The organism is Acinetobacter indicus, assembly GCF_009914475.1.
In the GTDB taxonomy this organism is placed as follows: domain Bacteria; phylum Pseudomonadota; class Gammaproteobacteria; order Pseudomonadales; family Moraxellaceae; genus Acinetobacter; species Acinetobacter indicus.
The window spans coordinates 1,888,699-1,906,050 of the sequence record NZ_CP045198.1; the positions used below are offsets into that span (position 1 = coordinate 1,888,699).

Sequence of the window (17,352 nt, forward strand, 5' to 3'; positions counted from 1 at the left end):
ATTAACCTTTCGTCGTCTAATCAATTGAAATCTCATCGTTTAGACTGACCTGATCACTATGAATAAACAAGAAACAGGTGAAATGAACTATGCCAATTTATAACGCACCGCTTGCCGATATGAAATTCATCCTGAATGATGTCTTCCAAGCAGAACAATTCTGGCAAAATAACGAAAATCTCGCCCACCTCGATGCTGCAACCGCAGAAGCTATTCTTGAAGAAATGGCCAAATTTACCCAGAACGTTACCCTGCCCTTAAACCGCACTGGTGATGAAGAAGGTGCCCAATATAACAATGGCAGCGTAACTACACCGGCCGGTTTTAAAGAAGCATTCAAGCAATATGCCGAAGGCGGCTGGATTGGCCTGGGTGCCGATGAAGAATGGGGCGGTCAAGGCATGCCAAAAATGCTGACCGTTCTGTCAGATGAAATGATTTTTGCTACTAACCCGTCATTCATGCTGTATCCACTGCTGTCAGTTGGTGCGGGTATGGCACTGAGCAGCTATGCTTCTCAGGAACAGAAAGAAACCTATTTACCAAAAATTTATTCAGGTGAATGGTCTGGCACCATGTGTCTGACTGAACCACATGCCGGTACCGATTTGGGTATTATTAAAACCAAAGCGGAACGCAACGAAGATGGCAGCTATAACATTACCGGGACCAAAATCTTTATTACCGGTGGTGACCATGACCTGGCTGAAAACATCATTCACTTAGTACTGGCCAAAACCCCAGATGCGCCTGCCGGTTCACGCGGTATTTCGCTGTTTATCGTACCGAAATTCCTGGTCAATGCCGATGGTTCACTCGGTGAACGTAACCCCGTTGGCCCAGGCTCTATCGAACACAAAATGGGGATTAAAGCCTCTGCCACGTGTGTCATGAACTTTGATGGTGCCAAAGGCTATCTGGTCGGTAAAGAAAACGAAGGCCTGGCAGCCATGTTCGTGATGATGAACTATGAACGTCTGTCAATGGGTATTCAGGGTTTAGGTGCCTCTGAATTTGCTTACCAGAATGCAGCACAATATGCGACTGACCGTTTACAGGGCCGCAGTGCTTCAGGTGTACAATCACCAAACAAACCGGCTGACAGTATTTTAGTACATGGCGATGTACGTCGTATGCTCTTGAATGTGCGTGCCAACAACGAAGCATCACGTGCCTTTGCAGTCTATGTCGGCCAACAGCTGGACATCACCAAATTCTCGACTGATGCAGACGCGGTGAAAAAAGCCAATGACCGTGTGGCGCTGCTAACGCCTATTGCCAAAGCCTATTTAACCGATACCGCTTTCCAGGCAACACTGGATGCGCAAATGTGCTTCGGTGGTCATGGCTATATCCGTGAATGGGGCATGGAGCAATGTGTACGTGATTTACGTATTGCGCAAATTTATGAAGGTACCAATGGCGTACAGTCACAAGATTTAATTGGCCGTAAAACCATTAAATGTCAGGGTGCCTATATTGCAGAATATATTGCTGAAATCCGTGACTTTGCCAACCAGTTAGATGCCGATCTGAACTTCATTAAAGATGCGACCTTAGATGCAGCTACAGAAGTCGAATCAGTAACACAATACATTCTGAATGCGGCGTCTGAAAATGCGGAATTCCCGAATGCCGCAGCGGTCGATTATTTACACGCGGTTGGTCTGCTCAGCTTTGCCTATATGTTTGCCCGTATTGCCCAAGCGGCACAGGCCAAACAGGGTGAGTTCTATCAGAACAAACTGGCGCTGGGTCTGTACTTTGTACAACGCATTCTGCCAGAACTGGAAATGCGAATTACCCGTATCAAAGCCGGTTCCGATGTGATCATGAAATTCTCGGAAGATTATTTCACTCATCAGGCTTAAGCTTTTTATCTCTCAAAAACGCCTGCACTGTCAGGCGTTTTTTTATAGCATCCATGTTTTCCTGCTGTTTTTACACCACTTTTCCTGTAGTTGTGCACAGTTTTTGCATGAGTTTTTCTTATTCATTCAGCAGAATCAGGAGGAGCATATGACAGCACGGCATCCCAAAGTAGAAAAAATAGAAACCCTCCTCGACCGGTTGGGTAATCTGGCCGTTGAAAGTTTTCACTATATTGCCCTGTTCGTGATTGGCTGTATGGTGATCTGGTCGGCCGGCCATACTGTGGTCGATATTCTGACCGTCAAACAATATGCCACGATTGATGATATTTTACTGCTGTTCATTTATTTGGAGCTCGGTGCCATGGTGGGTATTTACTTTAAAACCAACCACATGCCAGTACGCTTCCTGATTTATATTGCCATTACCGCCCTGACCCGGCTGCTGATTTCCGATATCCAGCACGACCATAAAGCGGATATTGACCTAGTAATTATTACCGGTTCGATTCTGATTCTAGCCTTTGCGATTCTGGTGGTACGTTTTGCCTCCTGGAATTATCCATCGGTAATTCGGGATAAACACAGTGAAAAACCGTTGCCACAAGGCAAGACCCCACGCCCGGAAGATGATGAACTGGCCTAAACACCAAAATCACATCCATCATTCAAATCTGAAGAACAAAAAGCGCGCCTGGATACCACTACGGCGCGCTGATTTTTGAGTGAAGATTCACCGGATCATCAGTTTGGTTCAAATAGTTTTCCTTAGCGCTGGAGCGCTCCGGATGATCTAACGGTTTGGCACCAAAATATAACGACCATTTTCATAAATCCAGTAGCTGCCATTTGGCGGAGCCGGCAAACCTAAACGGCGCCAGTCAGTAATGATGGTCTGCGTGCTGCTTTCAATCCGGGCCACATTCGGGTCACCATTGACCCAGCTATAACTTTGCGAATTCTGGTAAATGGTGGTGGGCGCCTGATATTGAATACTGATGCCCGGACGTACCGGTTGATGGCCCCATTGCGGACGGGGCGGATAATATTGTGGTGGCCTGTGCTGCGGATAAGACGGGCGATGCTGTGGATAATGCTGCGCATGCGATTTTCGCTCCACACCCTGATAACTGGCCCAGCGATTGGTATCGGCCAGGGATAATGTCGAGATGGCAGACAATCCAATGCCTAACCATAAACCTGCTTGTATTCTTTTCACTACCCGACTCCCAAACATCAGCCTATTGATTTTACTATAAAACAGGATTAAGGATAAAAAATGAACATGCATGCTTTATACAAGTTTTTTAGATGAATGGCGGTAGATCGGCCATATTTCTCAGTGAAAATAATGGCCTACTTTTATGCTACACTCGCTTTTTTTCATACTAGGTTCATGCTTGTGTCTGATTTAAGTTTTGATCGTCTTTATGAATATTTCTGCAAAGTACCCAGTGTTCAAAAAAACTTGATCGATGCCTATGGCACAGATGGTGCTCAGGCATGGTGGTTTAAATTTCAGATTAATGTAGCACACCCACTGGCCTGGCAAACCGTACAGGAACTGGGTCATGTGCTGAACTATATTTCCAAGAATGAACGTTTGCCAACGCAGTTTTTACCGGTATCGCCACCACCTTATATGAATGGTGAAGCCAAAGATTTCCTGTCTTGGGTAATCCAGTGTAACCATGCCGATTTCCCGCCCGATGTGGTCTGCGACTGGCTGGAAGCGCGTTTGCCGAATCCGGTTGAAGATGAAAGCCAGTGGAAAATTAAAACCGACCTGAGCGAGCTGGATGAGCTGTCTGATAAAGATCTGGATGAACTGGTACCACCGAATCCGGGGCAAAACTAAGCGTCAAACCTTAATACTGACCTCTCCCCGATTCTCTCCTAGAAGGTTAAGGAAAAGCGTGTCTCCCTAACCTTCTCTTACAAAGGTGGAAGAAAACTCATTCTTCCAAACATCTCTTATAAGCAGAAGCCACGGCTCCCAAACAGAAGCTTGGAATGAGGGAGGTTAGAACGTCGACCAGCCACTCCATTCCATCAAACGATACAGTCCATATTTCAGCGTCGATTCATCGGCATACTGGGCATAATCCACACTCATCTGACGGCCATTTAAGTTTGACCAGGCGGTATCAAAATACTGCTGAGCATCTTGAAACACCTGAGCTTGAGCCGGGCCTAACACGCGTAAATTGGTTTCCAGATTATAATTTTTTAAATTCCGTGCGGTGAAATTGGCCGAACCTAAAATCATCTCCTGTTGCTGGGCATTGCGCTTGATCAGCATTTTGCTATGACATTGCTCGCCTTGGGTATTACACCAGCGCAGTGGAATGCCGGCCTGATGTAATTCTGCTGCCACTGGCCGGTTCGGTACGCCATTCTTTTCCAGACCAAACGCATCTTTATTGGCATCGAGCAACACCCGCAATTTCACCCCACGCTCATGGGCTGCAAGCAGGCTTTTGATAATCTGGCGCTCGGACAGATAGAACATCACCAGATCGACCTGTTCATTGGCTTTGGCGCTATTAATCAGGTTTAAAGTCGCATCATAAATGGCTTTTTCAGTCAGCACCTGCACCTGCGGTTCAGTAGCAGCGGCCTGAAACTCACCGACAATCACCCCGGGAATATTGCTGCCGGACATGAGCGCCACCGACTGCTCGGTTTTCAGAATATCTACCGCGGTATTGCCTTTGACCACCAGCGCCACATTGGAGTGATGGGAACTGGCATCATGCGGATTCATTGAGGTCACCAAAGCTTCCCAGCCGTCCGGGGTATCAACCACAATGGTTTTACGGTGATTGGCCTTAAAATTCAGCAGCTCGGAATAACTGCGCAGGGTGATTTTGCCCTCGCCAAACGGATTGGCCAGCCAGCCGGCATCCGGATTATTGCGGATGCCCTGACAGCAGATGTACCAGAATCCGGACCACATCGGATTGGAAGCACGTAGCGGGGTTAAATTGGTTTCAATCACATCAATCCCGGCCTGACACAGTTGCCGATAATGCTCTGGCGCAAGCCCGCCATAAACCGAATTAATCGGATCGGTAATCAGCTTGATTTCAATATCCGGCTGGGTACGGCGTTTTTGAATCAGTGCATCGGTTAATTGCTGGCTGAGCGGTTGATGCTGGGCCTGTGATGCCCCGGTTTGCGGATTAAACAGGAACATATCCAGCACAATTAAACTTTGTGCTTCATCAATCAGGCGCAGCATTTCATTAAAAATCTGATGATCATAATGCTGCTGGCCCTGTGCATCCAGATAGGTCTGATCGGCCAGAAATTTGACTTCGGCATGACGTAGCGGTCCCGCATAATTCAAACCATCCGGTAAGGGCTTATAGGTATGATACAGTGCCGAGGATAAATAGCTTAACGCCAGCAGGCCCATCATCACGCCCAGATAACGCCGTGGTGACCAGTTCAGTTTATTGTGAATTCGTTGAAAGATACGCATAAGAAAAAACCTAACCCAATCAGCTCAGGCTAGGTTTTCTTCAGGCTTTTTTCAAGAGGATTTCCGTGACATCCTCTTGATTTTGGCAATAAATTTAAGTTTTGCTTAGAAGTTATATTCTAAACCAACGGTAAAATTACGGCCCACTTGCGGAATGTTGGACAGGAATGAGGTGTGTGAATAAACCTGATCATCCAGCAGGTTATTGGCTTTAAAGAACACGCGGTAGTCCTGGTTATTCGCCATGGCACCTGCATACGCCAGACCGACATTGACCATGTTATAGCCTTGGGTTTCCTGTTCATTGCTGGCGATCTGGTCCTGTTTAAAGACATGATAGTACTCTGCCAGACCTGACCAGCCATCAGCAAAATCGGCTTCTACTTTGGTACCTAAACGGCCTGCGGGTACACGCGGGGCATTTTCACCATCAATTTTGCCACGCACATAGTCACCAAACAGGCTAACTTTATAAGCATCGTTAATGGCATAGCCTAACTGCGCTTCTGTACCGTAGAAACGGGCTTTGTCTTGTTTATAATCAACTAGACGGAATGTTCCTTCGCTGTCGGTTGTTGAGCCATAAATATAGTTATCAAACCAGTTGTGATAAACATGCACATGATAGTCGAGTTTCGCACCTTCATAATGCAGACCTAACTCAAGGTTATTTGACTTCTCAACATCCAGATCCTCATTTCCACGCTCATAGGTATTGGTGGCAAAGTGAATACCGTCCGCATACAACTCTTGTGCCAGTGGTAAACGTTGCTGATGCGAGCCAACCACAGAAAGCTTATAGTTTGGAGCAAATTCCCAATTGGCTGCTGCTGAACCTGACACACCGGTATCCGAATAGTCTTTTTGAGTTGAATCTACATCAATTTTTTGATGTTCTACACGTGCACCCAATTCCACATGCACATCACCAAACTGCTTATGTTCTAAACCGAACAGGCTATATTTTTCGGTCTTGGTGTCTGCCATCAGCACGCCACTATGAGAATGCCCATCATGTTCTTCCGCACCACCCGCAAGATTAATTTTCTGTTGGCTATATTGGGTACCAAAGACCCCTTCCCAACCCGCGACTGGTTTATGAACCAACTCTAAACGGGCATCATAGCCTTTGCTTTTAAAATTACTGATAACTTCACTTTCTTCCAGCTCGTCATGTTCATAATCGGTATAGCTGGCATGGGCACGTAACTTGTCAAAACCGGCAAATGGCTGATCCAGTTCTGTACGGACATCATAACGGTGTGATTCCAGATCGACCCATGGACCACCATGAGCATGTTCGCCCTCGTCTTCATCTGGAGCTGAAACGCCATGTCCGCCGCAATGAATTTCATTACCATGAGGATGGCAGTCATGATATTCATGACTATGCCCTGGTAAACCGTATTTGTCCTGACGGTTGCTATAAGACACCCCGACAAAACCACGTTCATGAATCCATGAACCGCCAATATTCACGGTTTGGCCTTCAGCAAAGGTATTGTCTACACGACGGGCTTTATCAAAATGTGTTTCATGCTCTTCATCACCCTCATGTGCATCATCATGTCCATGATCTTCATGGCCAGCTTCATCATTATGATGCTCTACCCAGTAATCCGGCGTAATATAGTTATTTGCTTTACGTTTGGAGCCTTCTACACGTAAGGCAAAGTTGTCACCAATTGCTGCTGTTACCCCCGCACTGGCCAGCTTCTCATCGCTACCCGAGTTATAGCGCACGCCGACGGTGCCCTCTAAGCCATCTGCTGGGATTTGGGTTGGAATTTTCTGATCGGTTACATTGACCAAGCCACCCACGGTACCGGCACCATAGAGTAAAGTCGATGGACCACGAATCACTTCAACCTGTTTTGCCAGAATTGGATCTACTGTAACTGTATGGTCTGGAGATAAAGTCGATACATCAGCAGTTTCAGATGCGTGTTGTAAGACTTTGACACGCGGGCCATCTTGACCACGAATCACGGGACGGCTTGAACCTGTGCCGTACTGATTTGAATATACACCCAGTTCATCAGCCAGTGCATCACCAATGGTTGTTGGGCGTTCAGCCAATACTTTCTGTTCCACCACCTGATCTGCTACCGCAAAGTCCGCTGCAGTCTGAACCAGAGGATGGGCTTTTAGCTGGATGGTTTCAAGTTGCTGTGCATTGGATAGATTCGCCTCATCTGCAAAAACTGCAGGGGTCACAACAGCAAAAATAGACAGTGTTATTAAATTCTTATGGAAGGACATGACTCAGGCTCAGAGTAACAAATTTGAATAATGTTATAATATAACATTTCAACTGTTTTGCAATAAAAAACATAAAATTCATCTTTGCTTGGTTAAGCTATAGGGCCTCACGGATTTTTCTGTTTTTATTGTCTACGCCTGTATGCCCTTTACCTTATCTCATGCGGTTTTAGCACCTCCCATTGCCCAGCTGACAGGTCATCGTCTTCCCGTTGCAGCCCTTGCCATTGGCTGTATGCTGCCCGATTTAAGCCGATTATTTACCACCGATCAGGGCGGCTTGAATCATTTATGGAGTTCAATTGTTCATCCAAATTTATGGCTGGGTCTGGCTTTTTGTGCGGCGTGGTATCTGATTTATCGTCCGGTGCTGTATCGGGCGCTAGGCATACAACATGAGCTCAATCTGGATTCGTTCAAGTCGGCCCTTGGTTTTTTACTTGCGGTAATCCTCGGGCTATTGCTGGGCAATGCCACCCATTTAATTTGGGATGGTTTAACTCACGTCGACTTTCGCACTTTTGCCTTTCATAACGTCTTAAGCCAGCCGGTGTCCTGGTTCTCCCAGACCTATCCACTGCATTTTATTTTGCAGATTGGCAGTTCGCTTCTGGCCCTGCCGTTTTTGCTGTGGATGTGCTGGCGTTATTATCAGCGCTATCGTCAGCACTGGCCAGTGAGCCGACGGGTCAAACAAGCGGCAGCCATCCTGATTGGCCTGGCCATTTTGCTAGGTGCTTATTCGGTCTGGGATTATGCCCGCTATTTCAGTGATGAACTGTGGTATAGCCATCGTTATTATTTTCTGGGCCGGGCTTTTAATGAGTTTAGTCAGGGTGCCTTAATCATTTTAACCACGGGCTGTATTTTATTTCAGATTCTGGACCGCAATCATGAGTTCGGTTAACTCGAAATAGCAGGAAATTGCCGGGTTTTTCACGCTAGTTCTTGTGACAAAACCTGCAAAGAGGCATAATCCAACATTTACTTCAAGCGGTACGCTGTTTACGTATGCGCTGTCATTAACCCATATAGTTGGATTTTTTACGCTATGATGCGAACTCATTACTGCGGTTCTTTAACCGAAGCTCAAATCGACCAAACCGTAACCTTGTGTGGTTGGGTACATCGTCGCCGTGACCACGGTGGGGTGATCTTCCTGGATATGCGTGACCGTGATGGTCTGGTACAAGTGGTTATCGACCCGGATACCCCAGAAGCGTTTGCCACAGCAGATAAAGCTCGTTCTGAATTCGTATTAAAAATTACAGGCCGTGTACGCCGCCGTTATGCGGGTACTGAAAATGCCAATATGGTCAGTGGCCAGATTGAAGTATTGGGCAAAGAAATTGAAGTGCTGGCTCAATCTGAAACGCCGCCATTCCCACTGAATGATGAAAACACCAATATTTCTGAAGAAATCCGTCTGAAATACCGCTTCCTGGACATCCGTCGTCCAGAAATGTTAGAACGCTTACGTTTCCGTTCTAAACTGACCAACCTGATTCGTAACTACTTCGAAGACAACGGTTTCCTAGACGTTGAAACTCCAATTTTGACTCGTGCAACGCCTGAAGGTGCGCGTGACTATCTGGTTCCAAGCCGTGTGTCTAACGGTAGCTTCTACGCACTGCCACAATCACCACAGCTGTTCAAACAGTTATTGATGGTGGGTGGTATTGACCGTTATTACCAAATCGCCAAATGTTTCCGTGACGAAGACTTACGTGCGGACCGTCAGCCAGAATTTACCCAGATCGACGTTGAAACATCGTTCATGAGCGATGATGACATCATGGATCTGATGGAACGTTTGACCGTGAAGATGTTCAAAGAACTTCTGAACGTTGAATTCGAAAAATTCCCGCGTATGACCTATGCCGATGCGATGCGTGACTATGCATCCGACAAACCGGACCTGCGTATTCCGTTGAAACTGATTGATGTTGCAGATTTAATGCAAGACGTTGAGTTCAAGGTATTCGCTGGCCCTGCCAAAGATCCGAAAGGCCGTATTGTGGCACTTCGCGTTCCGGGTGCTGGCTCACTGCCACGTAGTGCAATTGATGAATACACCAAATTCGTGGGCATCTACGGTGCCAAAGGTCTGGCGTATATCAAGGTGAACGAACTTGAAAAAGGTATCGAAGGCCTGCAATCGCCAATCGTGAAATTCATCGAGCCAATCGTGCTGGATCTCTTAAAACGCGTTGGTGCTGAAAATGGTGACATCGTCTTCTTCGGTGCAGATAAAGCCAAAGTTGTGAATGACGCAATGGGCGCGCTTCGTGTCAAGATTGGTCACGACATGAATCTTTCGACGTGCGAATGGGCTCCGCTTTGGGTAGTTGACTTCCCAATGTTCGAAGAAACTGACGATGGCAAATGGACTTCTGTGCATCACCCATTCACGCTGCCAAAATCAAGCGTTGAAGACGTGAAGAACAACCCGGGTGCTGCGCTGTCTGTCGCTTACGATATGGTATTGAACGGCACTGAAATCGGTGGTGGTTCACTGCGTATTCACAACCTGGAAATGCAAAAAGCCATCTTTGAAGCTTTAGGTATTGGTGAAGAAGAAGCTGAAGAGAAATTCAGCTTCTTACTAAATGCTTTACGTTACGGTGCGCCTCCACACGGTGGTCTAGCATTCGGTCTGGACCGTTTAGTGATGCTGATGACCGGCGGTGCGTCTATTCGTGATGTGATTGCATTCCCGAAAACCAAGACTGCTGAATGTCCATTGACTCAAGCACCAGCACCAGTTGAAGCGACTCAACTGCGTGATTTGGGTATTCGCTTACGTGAAAAACCAAAAGCGGAATCTCAAGAATAATAGCTTGTCATTCTAAAGAAGCCCTGCACTTGCGGGGCTTTTTTATTACATTGAGATCACTGCCGAGCAATGGCATAATAACTGCAGTTTTCATTCTTAGGTGATTCAGCAATGGCAATGCGTCCTGCAGTACGTAACCGTGGCATCATGCTCATTGTCTTTTCGATTGTACAATGGCTGTTCATGCGTTATATCTTGGCGAATAACCTGTTTGCGCTTGATACCAATGACCGTATTGTGTATTTCAGCCTGAGTAGTATTATCGGCGCCTTGCTGATTTTTGTCGGACTGATTTATATGGTCTTAAAAGGCAATGCAGATCGACCATAATTGCGCGGACTCTTGCTTGATTCATGTATTCCCTTCTTAAAAATTTCTCCAAACTCCCCCTGCGCTTGATTCAGGTCACCGCCCGATCTGTGGGCTGGTTGCTGTATGTGAGCAACTCCTCCGCCCGACGTGTGACAGAAATTAATTTAAAGTCTGCTTATCCGGAGTTATCTGAATCAGAACGGGAGCAACTCACGCGGCGCAGCCTGAAAAGCCAATGTATGACCTATGCAGAATCGGTCAAGATTTGGGGTTCTGCGCCGGAGTTTGCCCTTGAACAGATCAAGGTCGTGCATGGAGAAGATATTTTTTTAGACGCCCTGCAAAACCCGAATGGGACCTTGGCAGTGGTGCCGCATTTTGGCACCTGGGAATTGATGAATGCCTGGGTGAATTTACATACTGCACCGGTCATTATGTATAAACCGAGCAAAAATCCGGATGTAGACCGGTTTATGCTGGAAGCACGGCAGCGCCTTAATGCCACACTGGTACCCACCGATGAAACGGGGGTACGTGCCTTATTTAAACATTTGAAACAAGGTGGATTTGCCGCAATTTTACCAGATCATGTGCCTAAAGAGTCGGGTGGTATTTACTCACCTTTCTTTGGTCAGAATGCACTTTCCTCTACCCTGCTCTCTAAACTGGCAGCCAAGACCCAGTGTTCAGTGATTGGCTTAAGCTGTTTACGCCGTGAAGATTTAAGTGGCTTTGAGCTGCATGTGCAGACTTTGTCTGCAGAGATTAATGCCAAAGATTTGCAGCTTTCAGTCGATACGCTTAATAAAGAAATGGAGCGCATGATTAATGTCGCTCCAGAACAGTATTTGTGGGGGTATAAAAGGTTTAGGAAATTAGAAGGCCTGAAATCCATATATAAATAAGCTACCTATCTCGCACCTTTAAACCAAGCTTTCGCTTTAAATCATAATATTTGTCTTTAGATATTAGATTTTTAATAATATCCTTAGGTAAAAATATATGTTTCATCAACATCTTATAGAAAACAAACTTATTAGGAGCAGATCTAATTTGTTTTATTAAAATTCTAAAGGTATGTTTATTTTCATATAAATCTGATAGAGATAAACCATCATCATAATACTCTATTACTTTAACCTTTTTAGGAATTATTTGAATATTAAATGGTATTTGATAATAAAAAATATGTTCATAACCATTTTTAAAAAATTTCTCTGGATATCTTATTTTTTTAAAAGCATCTAGTTTAAAAACAAAATGCTTATCACCCTTATAATTATTATAAAATTTATTATAACTTAATACTTCATAACTCTCAAAATCACTATTTTTAAAAAGATGACCTGAAAGAGATTCACAATTAAAACAATACCATATACCTTTTATTTTACTTATACTCTCTGATATTATAGCCAAGCTATCTTCACTTAAATAATCATCATCACTTAAAGTAAAAAAATAACTGTTACTAATATTAAAATTTTCTGAAAAAATTTTATCCAGAATAATATTCCGAGACTTATTTACTCCAACATTATGACTCTTAATATATTCAATATTATCAACACCTTCAATAAGATTCTCCAAATCAGAATAGCTTTTAGTCGAACCATCATTAAAAATAATTAACTTATAGTTTTCATATTTCTGATTCATTACTGATTTAACAGACCTTAGAACCAATTCCGGTCTATTAAATGTAGGTAACATTATATATAAAAATGGGCTGTCCAACTCACACCTCTAAAAACCTTTTACACAAAATATAACTATGATTTTTCTCACAACTATTATAAGTTATAATTTTTCTAATTGTCACTTGGAATTCGAACTTTGAGTAAAAAAGAAATCACGCTATGTCTAACGATTGGCAAACGCCCAGAATTACTTCGCCAAACTTTAGAAAGCTTGTTAAACAAAGTAGATTTTAAACATATTATCGCAATCAATGACTTTCGCGATGAACCTACAAATGCAATGTTTAAGCAACTTTGCCCTCATGGTCAACTTATTCTCCTACCAGAACAAGTTGGTCATCATAAAGCCGTTGATACTATGTATGCACAAGTAAAAACACCTTATATTTTACATTGCGAAGATGATTGGCTATTCGATCAAGCTTTAGATATCGACACCTGTATTCAAAGCTTAGAAAATGATAAAAATGCAACGCTGCTATGCTTAAGAAAATGGACTGATTTTGATTTTACCGATCATGAAATTTCAAAAATTAAATTTATACAGCAAGACCCACTCAATGTCGTACGCTTAGATCCACTACATGACCAATGGCATGCTTTTACTTTTAACCCTCATATTGTATCAATTGAACTCTGGAAAAGTTTAGACGGTGGCTTTTCAAATTATAAAAAAGAGCGTCATATTTCACGTATGTTCAGAAAACAAAACCGATACGCCCTATTCCTTGAAGATGGCATTTGTCACCATATTGGCGAAGAATGTAGTATTGCCAATCCCCCACCCAAAAATTGGTTACAAAAGTGGAAAAGAAAAATTTTTGGCTAAAATACATCAGCTCTTTCCCACCAAGGTCAGAGCTGAAAATATCTTTTATTTTATTTTAAATTTCGCTTTATCAAGTGCCACATAACGCTTAGTCGCCTTCAAAATCACGGACAAATAGCGATATGCCATTTTAAACTGCCCAATCATCCGCCTACTTTTAAAGCCAATTTTATCTGCAGTCGACCTATATTCAGGTTTAAAGTGCTCCGACCGGCCAATCGTTGACACAAAACCTTTATTCCCCCCCAAACCATAGGCCTCCAGTTGATCCTCTTGAATCAAGGCTGCTGGTTCAACTTGAAAAGCCTTTAATTGGTAGGTACTAAAAATAAATGCATCTGCAGTAGCAGCAGGATGAGATTGTGCTTTATCTAATAATTTACGCGCACCAGCGGGAAATAAGATATACCCGCCAGTTCCCGTACGCTCTTGAAATAACGATAATAATTGATAACCATTATTAAGCTTAAACAATGGTCTTTTGCTTAAAATTTTTTTTCGGCTCCGTACTTCTAAGTTAATCAGTTCTGGATCTAAACTTAAAAATTGTCGCTCAATATCATGTAAAAGTGTTGCAATGTCTTCTACCAACACTGCATCATCTTCAATAATTAAAGCAGGTTCATTACTGTTCCATACCATATTCCAAGCTTTTACATGACTGAGAAAACAGGCCAACTCTACTTTTTTTAATGGACGCTGCCAACCAAATGCCTCTTTACCGTATTGATCTTCAGAAATATCATGAACAGATACTGCATCAAGCACTTGATAAGGCAAGTTCAATCGTTCTAGCTGCTGCTGTTGGAATACACGACGGTCTTCTGACTGAGGTAGATTAATTACAAAAACACGCATCTATTAAAACCTTAAAACAATGAATATCATTTTATAAAATTGAACGCGTCAAACACGTGACACTTCGCTATTTTCAGTCATGTGTACTTACTGCCAAGCCTCTTTAATCCAATCCGACGGCAACACATAGCGATACCATTTTCCCCCACCGCCATGAATTGCATCTGGTGGATTAATTTCGCCATGGAAAATAATAATTTTGGCACCTTCCGGTTTCACTGGCGGCTTAAAATAGGCCATCGGAATCTTTTGCAGACAATGATATTTATAACTTTTACACCAGCTCTCTGGCCAGTAGCTTAATTTTTTCTCCTGATCGACATACCAAGACAAATACGCCTGCTCATTACGGAACTTCTGACGGATCTCATCAAAATGCTCACGGAAATACGGCAATAATCCCGGGAAAGCTCCCAGTTTAAAACGATAAACCGAACTGTTGCCGGTAATTCGCCATGGACGTTTCCAGTCATGAATAATCAGAAAATCACCCGGATGGGTAAAAAATGCGTCGATATTGTCGACAATGACCACATCTAAATCCAGGAATAGCGCATTGCCTGTCAAGCCATATAAATCTGGCTCAAACGTCGACAGCTTGTTCCAGCCACGCTCAGGCGCCCCTTCTGGTAAAGCTAAAGGCGGGATCGGAAAACATTCTACTTCCGGATTAATGCCTTCAGTACGGTCAGTCAGGCAGACCATTTTAAAGTCGACTGTGGTATGGCGTTTGACCATATTGTACAAACGGTTAACGTATTCCGAACCGTATTTGGTTCCCCATTTCATGCACAGAACAACATTCTGTTCCTGCATTAAAGAAGATTGAGAGTTCATCTCTGTTTCATGTAAAGCCATGCCGCATGATCCACCTGAGCAATGGCGCCATCATATCACAGAGTTACAAATTAGCAGAATGGCTGCAAAGAAAAGCCACTGCAAAATAACTGTCAGAAAAGCGTCATCGAACTTGCACATTCAAGATGCAGATTAGAACTCATCGCAGAACAACAATAGATTATGAAAATTAGTATTGTCGGTACCGGCTATGTTGGCCTTTCCAATGCCATGATTTTTGCGCAGCAGCATGAAGTGGTGGCGCTCGATATCATTCCTGAAAAAGTCGAACTGCTGAATTATGGCATTTCTCCCCTACAAGACCCTGAAATTAGTGACTTCCTGAAAAATAAAGACCTGAATTTTAAAGCCACCCTGCATCAGGCCGATGCCTATCAGGATGCTGATTATGTGATTATCGCCACGCCTACCGATTACGACCCGCAGACCAATTATTTTAATACCGACAGTGTTGAAAGCGTGATTCAGGATGTACTGTCAATTAATCCCTGCGCCACCATGATCATCAAATCCACCGTTCCGGTCGGATTTACTGAAAAAATCAAACAGAAATATCGCAGCGGCAACATCATTTTTTCACCGGAGTTTTTACGTGAAGGCAAAGCCCTACACGACAACCTGTATCCCTCACGGATTATTGTCGGAGAACAGTCGGAGCGTGCCCGACTGTTTGCCGATATGCTACTCGAAGGCGCCATCAAAAAAGACTGCCCGGTACTTTTTACCGGTTCCACCGAAGCCGAAGCCATCAAGCTGTTTGCCAACACCTATCTGGCTATGCGCGTGGCCTATTTCAATGAACTGGACACCTATGCACAGCTGTTTCAGCTGGATACCCGACAGATTATTGACGGCGTCTGTCTGGATCAGCGGATTGGCAAATATTATAACAATCCGTCCTTTGGCTACGGCGGCTACTGCCTACCCAAGGACACCAAACAGTTGCTGGCCAACTATCACAATGTACCGAGCAATTTAATTCAGGCCATTGTCGATGCCAATGCCACCCGTAAAGATTTTATTGCCCAGTCCGTCCTGCAACGCAACCCGAAAGTGGTCGGTATTTACCGTCTGGTCATGAAAAGTGGTTCCGATAACTTTAGAGCATCGGCCATTCAGGGGGTGATGAAACGCATCAAAGGCCGTGGCGTGGAAGTGGTGATTTACGAGCCGACCTTGCAGGAAGATGAATTCTTTCACTCCAAAGTTATGCAGGATCTGAATGAATTTAAACACTATAGCGATGTGATTGTTGCCAACCGTCAATCCGATGAGCTGGCGGATGTGCTGGAAAAAGTCTATAGCCGCGATATTTTTGGTATGGATGATTAAGAACATTTTCCCAGCCAATAAAAAAGGACTCAGCTGAGTCCTTTTTTACAGTTTGCACTTATTTTACATAAGTTAACCAGTGTGCATATTTCGGATCTTTGCCCTGCACTGCATCAAAGTAGGCTTTCTGGATTTGCGTGGTGATTGGACCACGGACACCTTCACCAATCTGACGGTCATCGTATTCACGGATAGGCGTTACTTCTGCAGCCGTACCCGTAAAGAAGGCTTCATCGGCAATATAGAATTCATCACGAGTAATACGGCGCTCAACCACCTCATAACCCAAGTCTTTAGCAATGGTAATAATCGATTGACGGGTAATCCCATCCAGCGCACCACCAGCGATATCTGGGGTATGAATCACACCATCTTTAACCAGGAATACGTTTTCGCCCGAACCTTGACACACATAACCTTGTGGATCCAGCAGCATCGCTTCGTCATAACCTGAATGCGCCACTTCCTGATGGGCCAGAATCGACAGCGTATAGTTACCAGACGCTTTGGCTTTACACATGGTCACGTTTGGATGATGGTGGGTAAATGATGAGGTTTTTACGCGAATACCCTTCGCCATTGCCTCTTCACCCAGGTAAGCACCCCAGCTCCACGCTGCAACCACGGCATGAATAGTGTTGTCTGTTGCCGCAATACCGAGTTTTTCAGAACCAATAAAGATGATTGGACGTAAATAGCAAGATGCCAGTTTATTTTCACGCACCACATCAATTTGTGCTTGCTCTAAAGTTGCCTGATCAAACGGCACTTTCATTTGATAAATTTTTGCAGAATTTAACAAACGCTTTGTGTGCTCTTTTAGACGGAAAATAGCCGTTCCATTCGGGGTTTCATAGGCACGGACACCTTCAAACACACCCATGCTGTAATGCAGGGTATGGGTCAACACGTGAGTTTTGGCCTCACGCCAGTCAACCAGTTGTCCATCTTGCCAAATAAAACCATCACGATCAGCCAAATTCATGCCATAAACTCCAATTTTTCAC

General features: G+C 44.2%; 16 protein-coding genes. 9 read left to right on the plus strand and 7 right to left on the minus strand.

The window, feature by feature from the left end; translation table 11 throughout:
• Positions 1-89 precede the first annotated feature (89 nt).
• The gene (locus GA693_RS09395; protein ID WP_075168331.1) at positions 90-1,871 is read left to right on the plus strand and encodes an acyl-CoA dehydrogenase C-terminal domain-containing protein; all 1,782 of its coding nucleotides are present in this window, start codon (positions 90-92) and stop codon (positions 1,869-1,871) included.
• Between the two features lie 148 nt (positions 1,872-2,019).
• Positions 2,020-2,517, plus strand: coding sequence for a phosphate-starvation-inducible protein PsiE (locus GA693_RS09400; RefSeq protein ID WP_005180016.1), 498 nt, complete (start codon positions 2,020-2,022; stop codon positions 2,515-2,517).
• 147 nt (positions 2,518-2,664) lie between these two features.
• Here GA693_RS09400 and GA693_RS09405 read toward each other — a convergent pair whose 3' ends face one another.
• Positions 2,665-3,090, minus strand: coding sequence for an RcnB family protein (locus GA693_RS09405; RefSeq protein WP_005180017.1), 426 nt, complete (start codon positions 3,088-3,090; stop codon positions 2,665-2,667).
• A gap of 183 nt (positions 3,091-3,273) precedes the next feature.
• Between GA693_RS09405 and GA693_RS09410 the strand changes: the two genes are divergently transcribed.
• On the plus strand, positions 3,274-3,729 hold the full coding sequence (locus GA693_RS09410; protein WP_005180018.1) for a hypothetical protein: 456 nt from the start codon (positions 3,274-3,276) through the stop codon (positions 3,727-3,729).
• A gap of 165 nt (positions 3,730-3,894) precedes the next feature.
• Here GA693_RS09410 and GA693_RS09415 read toward each other — a convergent pair whose 3' ends face one another.
• Complete coding sequence (locus tag GA693_RS09415; RefSeq protein WP_160241001.1) at positions 3,895-5,358, minus strand: phospholipase D family protein; 1,464 nt, start codon at positions 5,356-5,358, stop codon at positions 3,895-3,897.
• A gap of 105 nt (positions 5,359-5,463) precedes the next feature.
• Entirely contained in the window at positions 5,464-7,620 is a 2,157-nt protein-coding gene (znuD, locus tag GA693_RS09420) for a zinc piracy TonB-dependent receptor ZnuD (RefSeq protein ID WP_160241000.1), read from the minus strand.
• Between the two features lie 142 nt (positions 7,621-7,762).
• Between znuD and GA693_RS09425 the strand changes: the two genes are divergently transcribed.
• From GA693_RS09425 to GA693_RS09440, 4 genes are all read left to right on the plus strand, one after another.
• The gene (locus tag GA693_RS09425) at positions 7,763-8,527 is read left to right on the plus strand and encodes a DUF4184 family protein (protein ID WP_075167455.1); all 765 of its coding nucleotides are present in this window, start codon (positions 7,763-7,765) and stop codon (positions 8,525-8,527) included.
• Between the two features lie 144 nt (positions 8,528-8,671).
• Entirely contained in the window at positions 8,672-10,456 is a 1,785-nt protein-coding gene (aspS, locus tag GA693_RS09430) for an aspartate--tRNA ligase (RefSeq protein ID WP_160240999.1), read from the plus strand.
• Positions 10,457-10,567: 111 nt separating this feature from the next.
• Positions 10,568-10,786 (plus strand): hypothetical protein, encoded by a 219-nt coding sequence (locus GA693_RS09435; protein WP_005180031.1) that lies wholly within the window; start codon positions 10,568-10,570, stop codon positions 10,784-10,786.
• Positions 10,787-10,809: 23 nt separating this feature from the next.
• Positions 10,810-11,673, plus strand: a complete 864-nt coding sequence (locus tag GA693_RS09440) for a lysophospholipid acyltransferase family protein (RefSeq protein WP_160240998.1) — start codon at positions 10,810-10,812, stop codon at positions 11,671-11,673.
• 1 nt (position 11,674) lies between these two features.
• Here the strand turns inward: GA693_RS09440 and GA693_RS09445 are convergent, their stop codons facing one another.
• A complete protein-coding gene (locus GA693_RS09445) occupies positions 11,675-12,427 on the minus strand; it encodes a glycosyltransferase family A protein (protein WP_252726054.1) in 753 nt (250 codons plus the stop codon).
• Positions 12,428-12,604: 177 nt separating this feature from the next.
• Between GA693_RS09445 and GA693_RS09450 the strand changes: the two genes are divergently transcribed.
• On the plus strand, positions 12,605-13,297 hold the full coding sequence (locus tag GA693_RS09450; RefSeq protein ID WP_104484482.1) for a glycosyltransferase: 693 nt from the start codon (positions 12,605-12,607) through the stop codon (positions 13,295-13,297).
• A gap of 45 nt (positions 13,298-13,342) precedes the next feature.
• On the opposite strand, the gene GA693_RS09455 is transcribed toward GA693_RS09450, so the two are convergent.
• Together GA693_RS09455 and GA693_RS09460 are read right to left on the minus strand one after the other, a co-directional pair.
• Positions 13,343-14,155: a glycosyltransferase family 25 protein gene (locus GA693_RS09455; RefSeq protein ID WP_104484481.1), complete on the minus strand. Its 813-nt coding sequence runs from the start codon at positions 14,153-14,155 to the stop codon at positions 13,343-13,345.
• Positions 14,156-14,242: 87 nt separating this feature from the next.
• Positions 14,243-15,013: a glycosyltransferase gene (locus GA693_RS09460; protein ID WP_075174841.1), complete on the minus strand. Its 771-nt coding sequence runs from the start codon at positions 15,011-15,013 to the stop codon at positions 14,243-14,245.
• Between the two features lie 162 nt (positions 15,014-15,175).
• On the opposite strand from GA693_RS09460, the gene GA693_RS09465 reads away from it, so the two are divergent.
• Entirely contained in the window at positions 15,176-16,345 is a 1,170-nt protein-coding gene (locus tag GA693_RS09465) for a nucleotide sugar dehydrogenase (RefSeq protein WP_160240997.1), read from the plus strand.
• Between the two features lie 58 nt (positions 16,346-16,403).
• Here GA693_RS09465 and GA693_RS09470 read toward each other — a convergent pair whose 3' ends face one another.
• Positions 16,404-17,330 (minus strand): branched-chain amino acid transaminase, encoded by a 927-nt coding sequence (locus tag GA693_RS09470; protein WP_075174843.1) that lies wholly within the window; start codon positions 17,328-17,330, stop codon positions 16,404-16,406.
• Positions 17,331-17,352 lie beyond the last annotated feature (22 nt).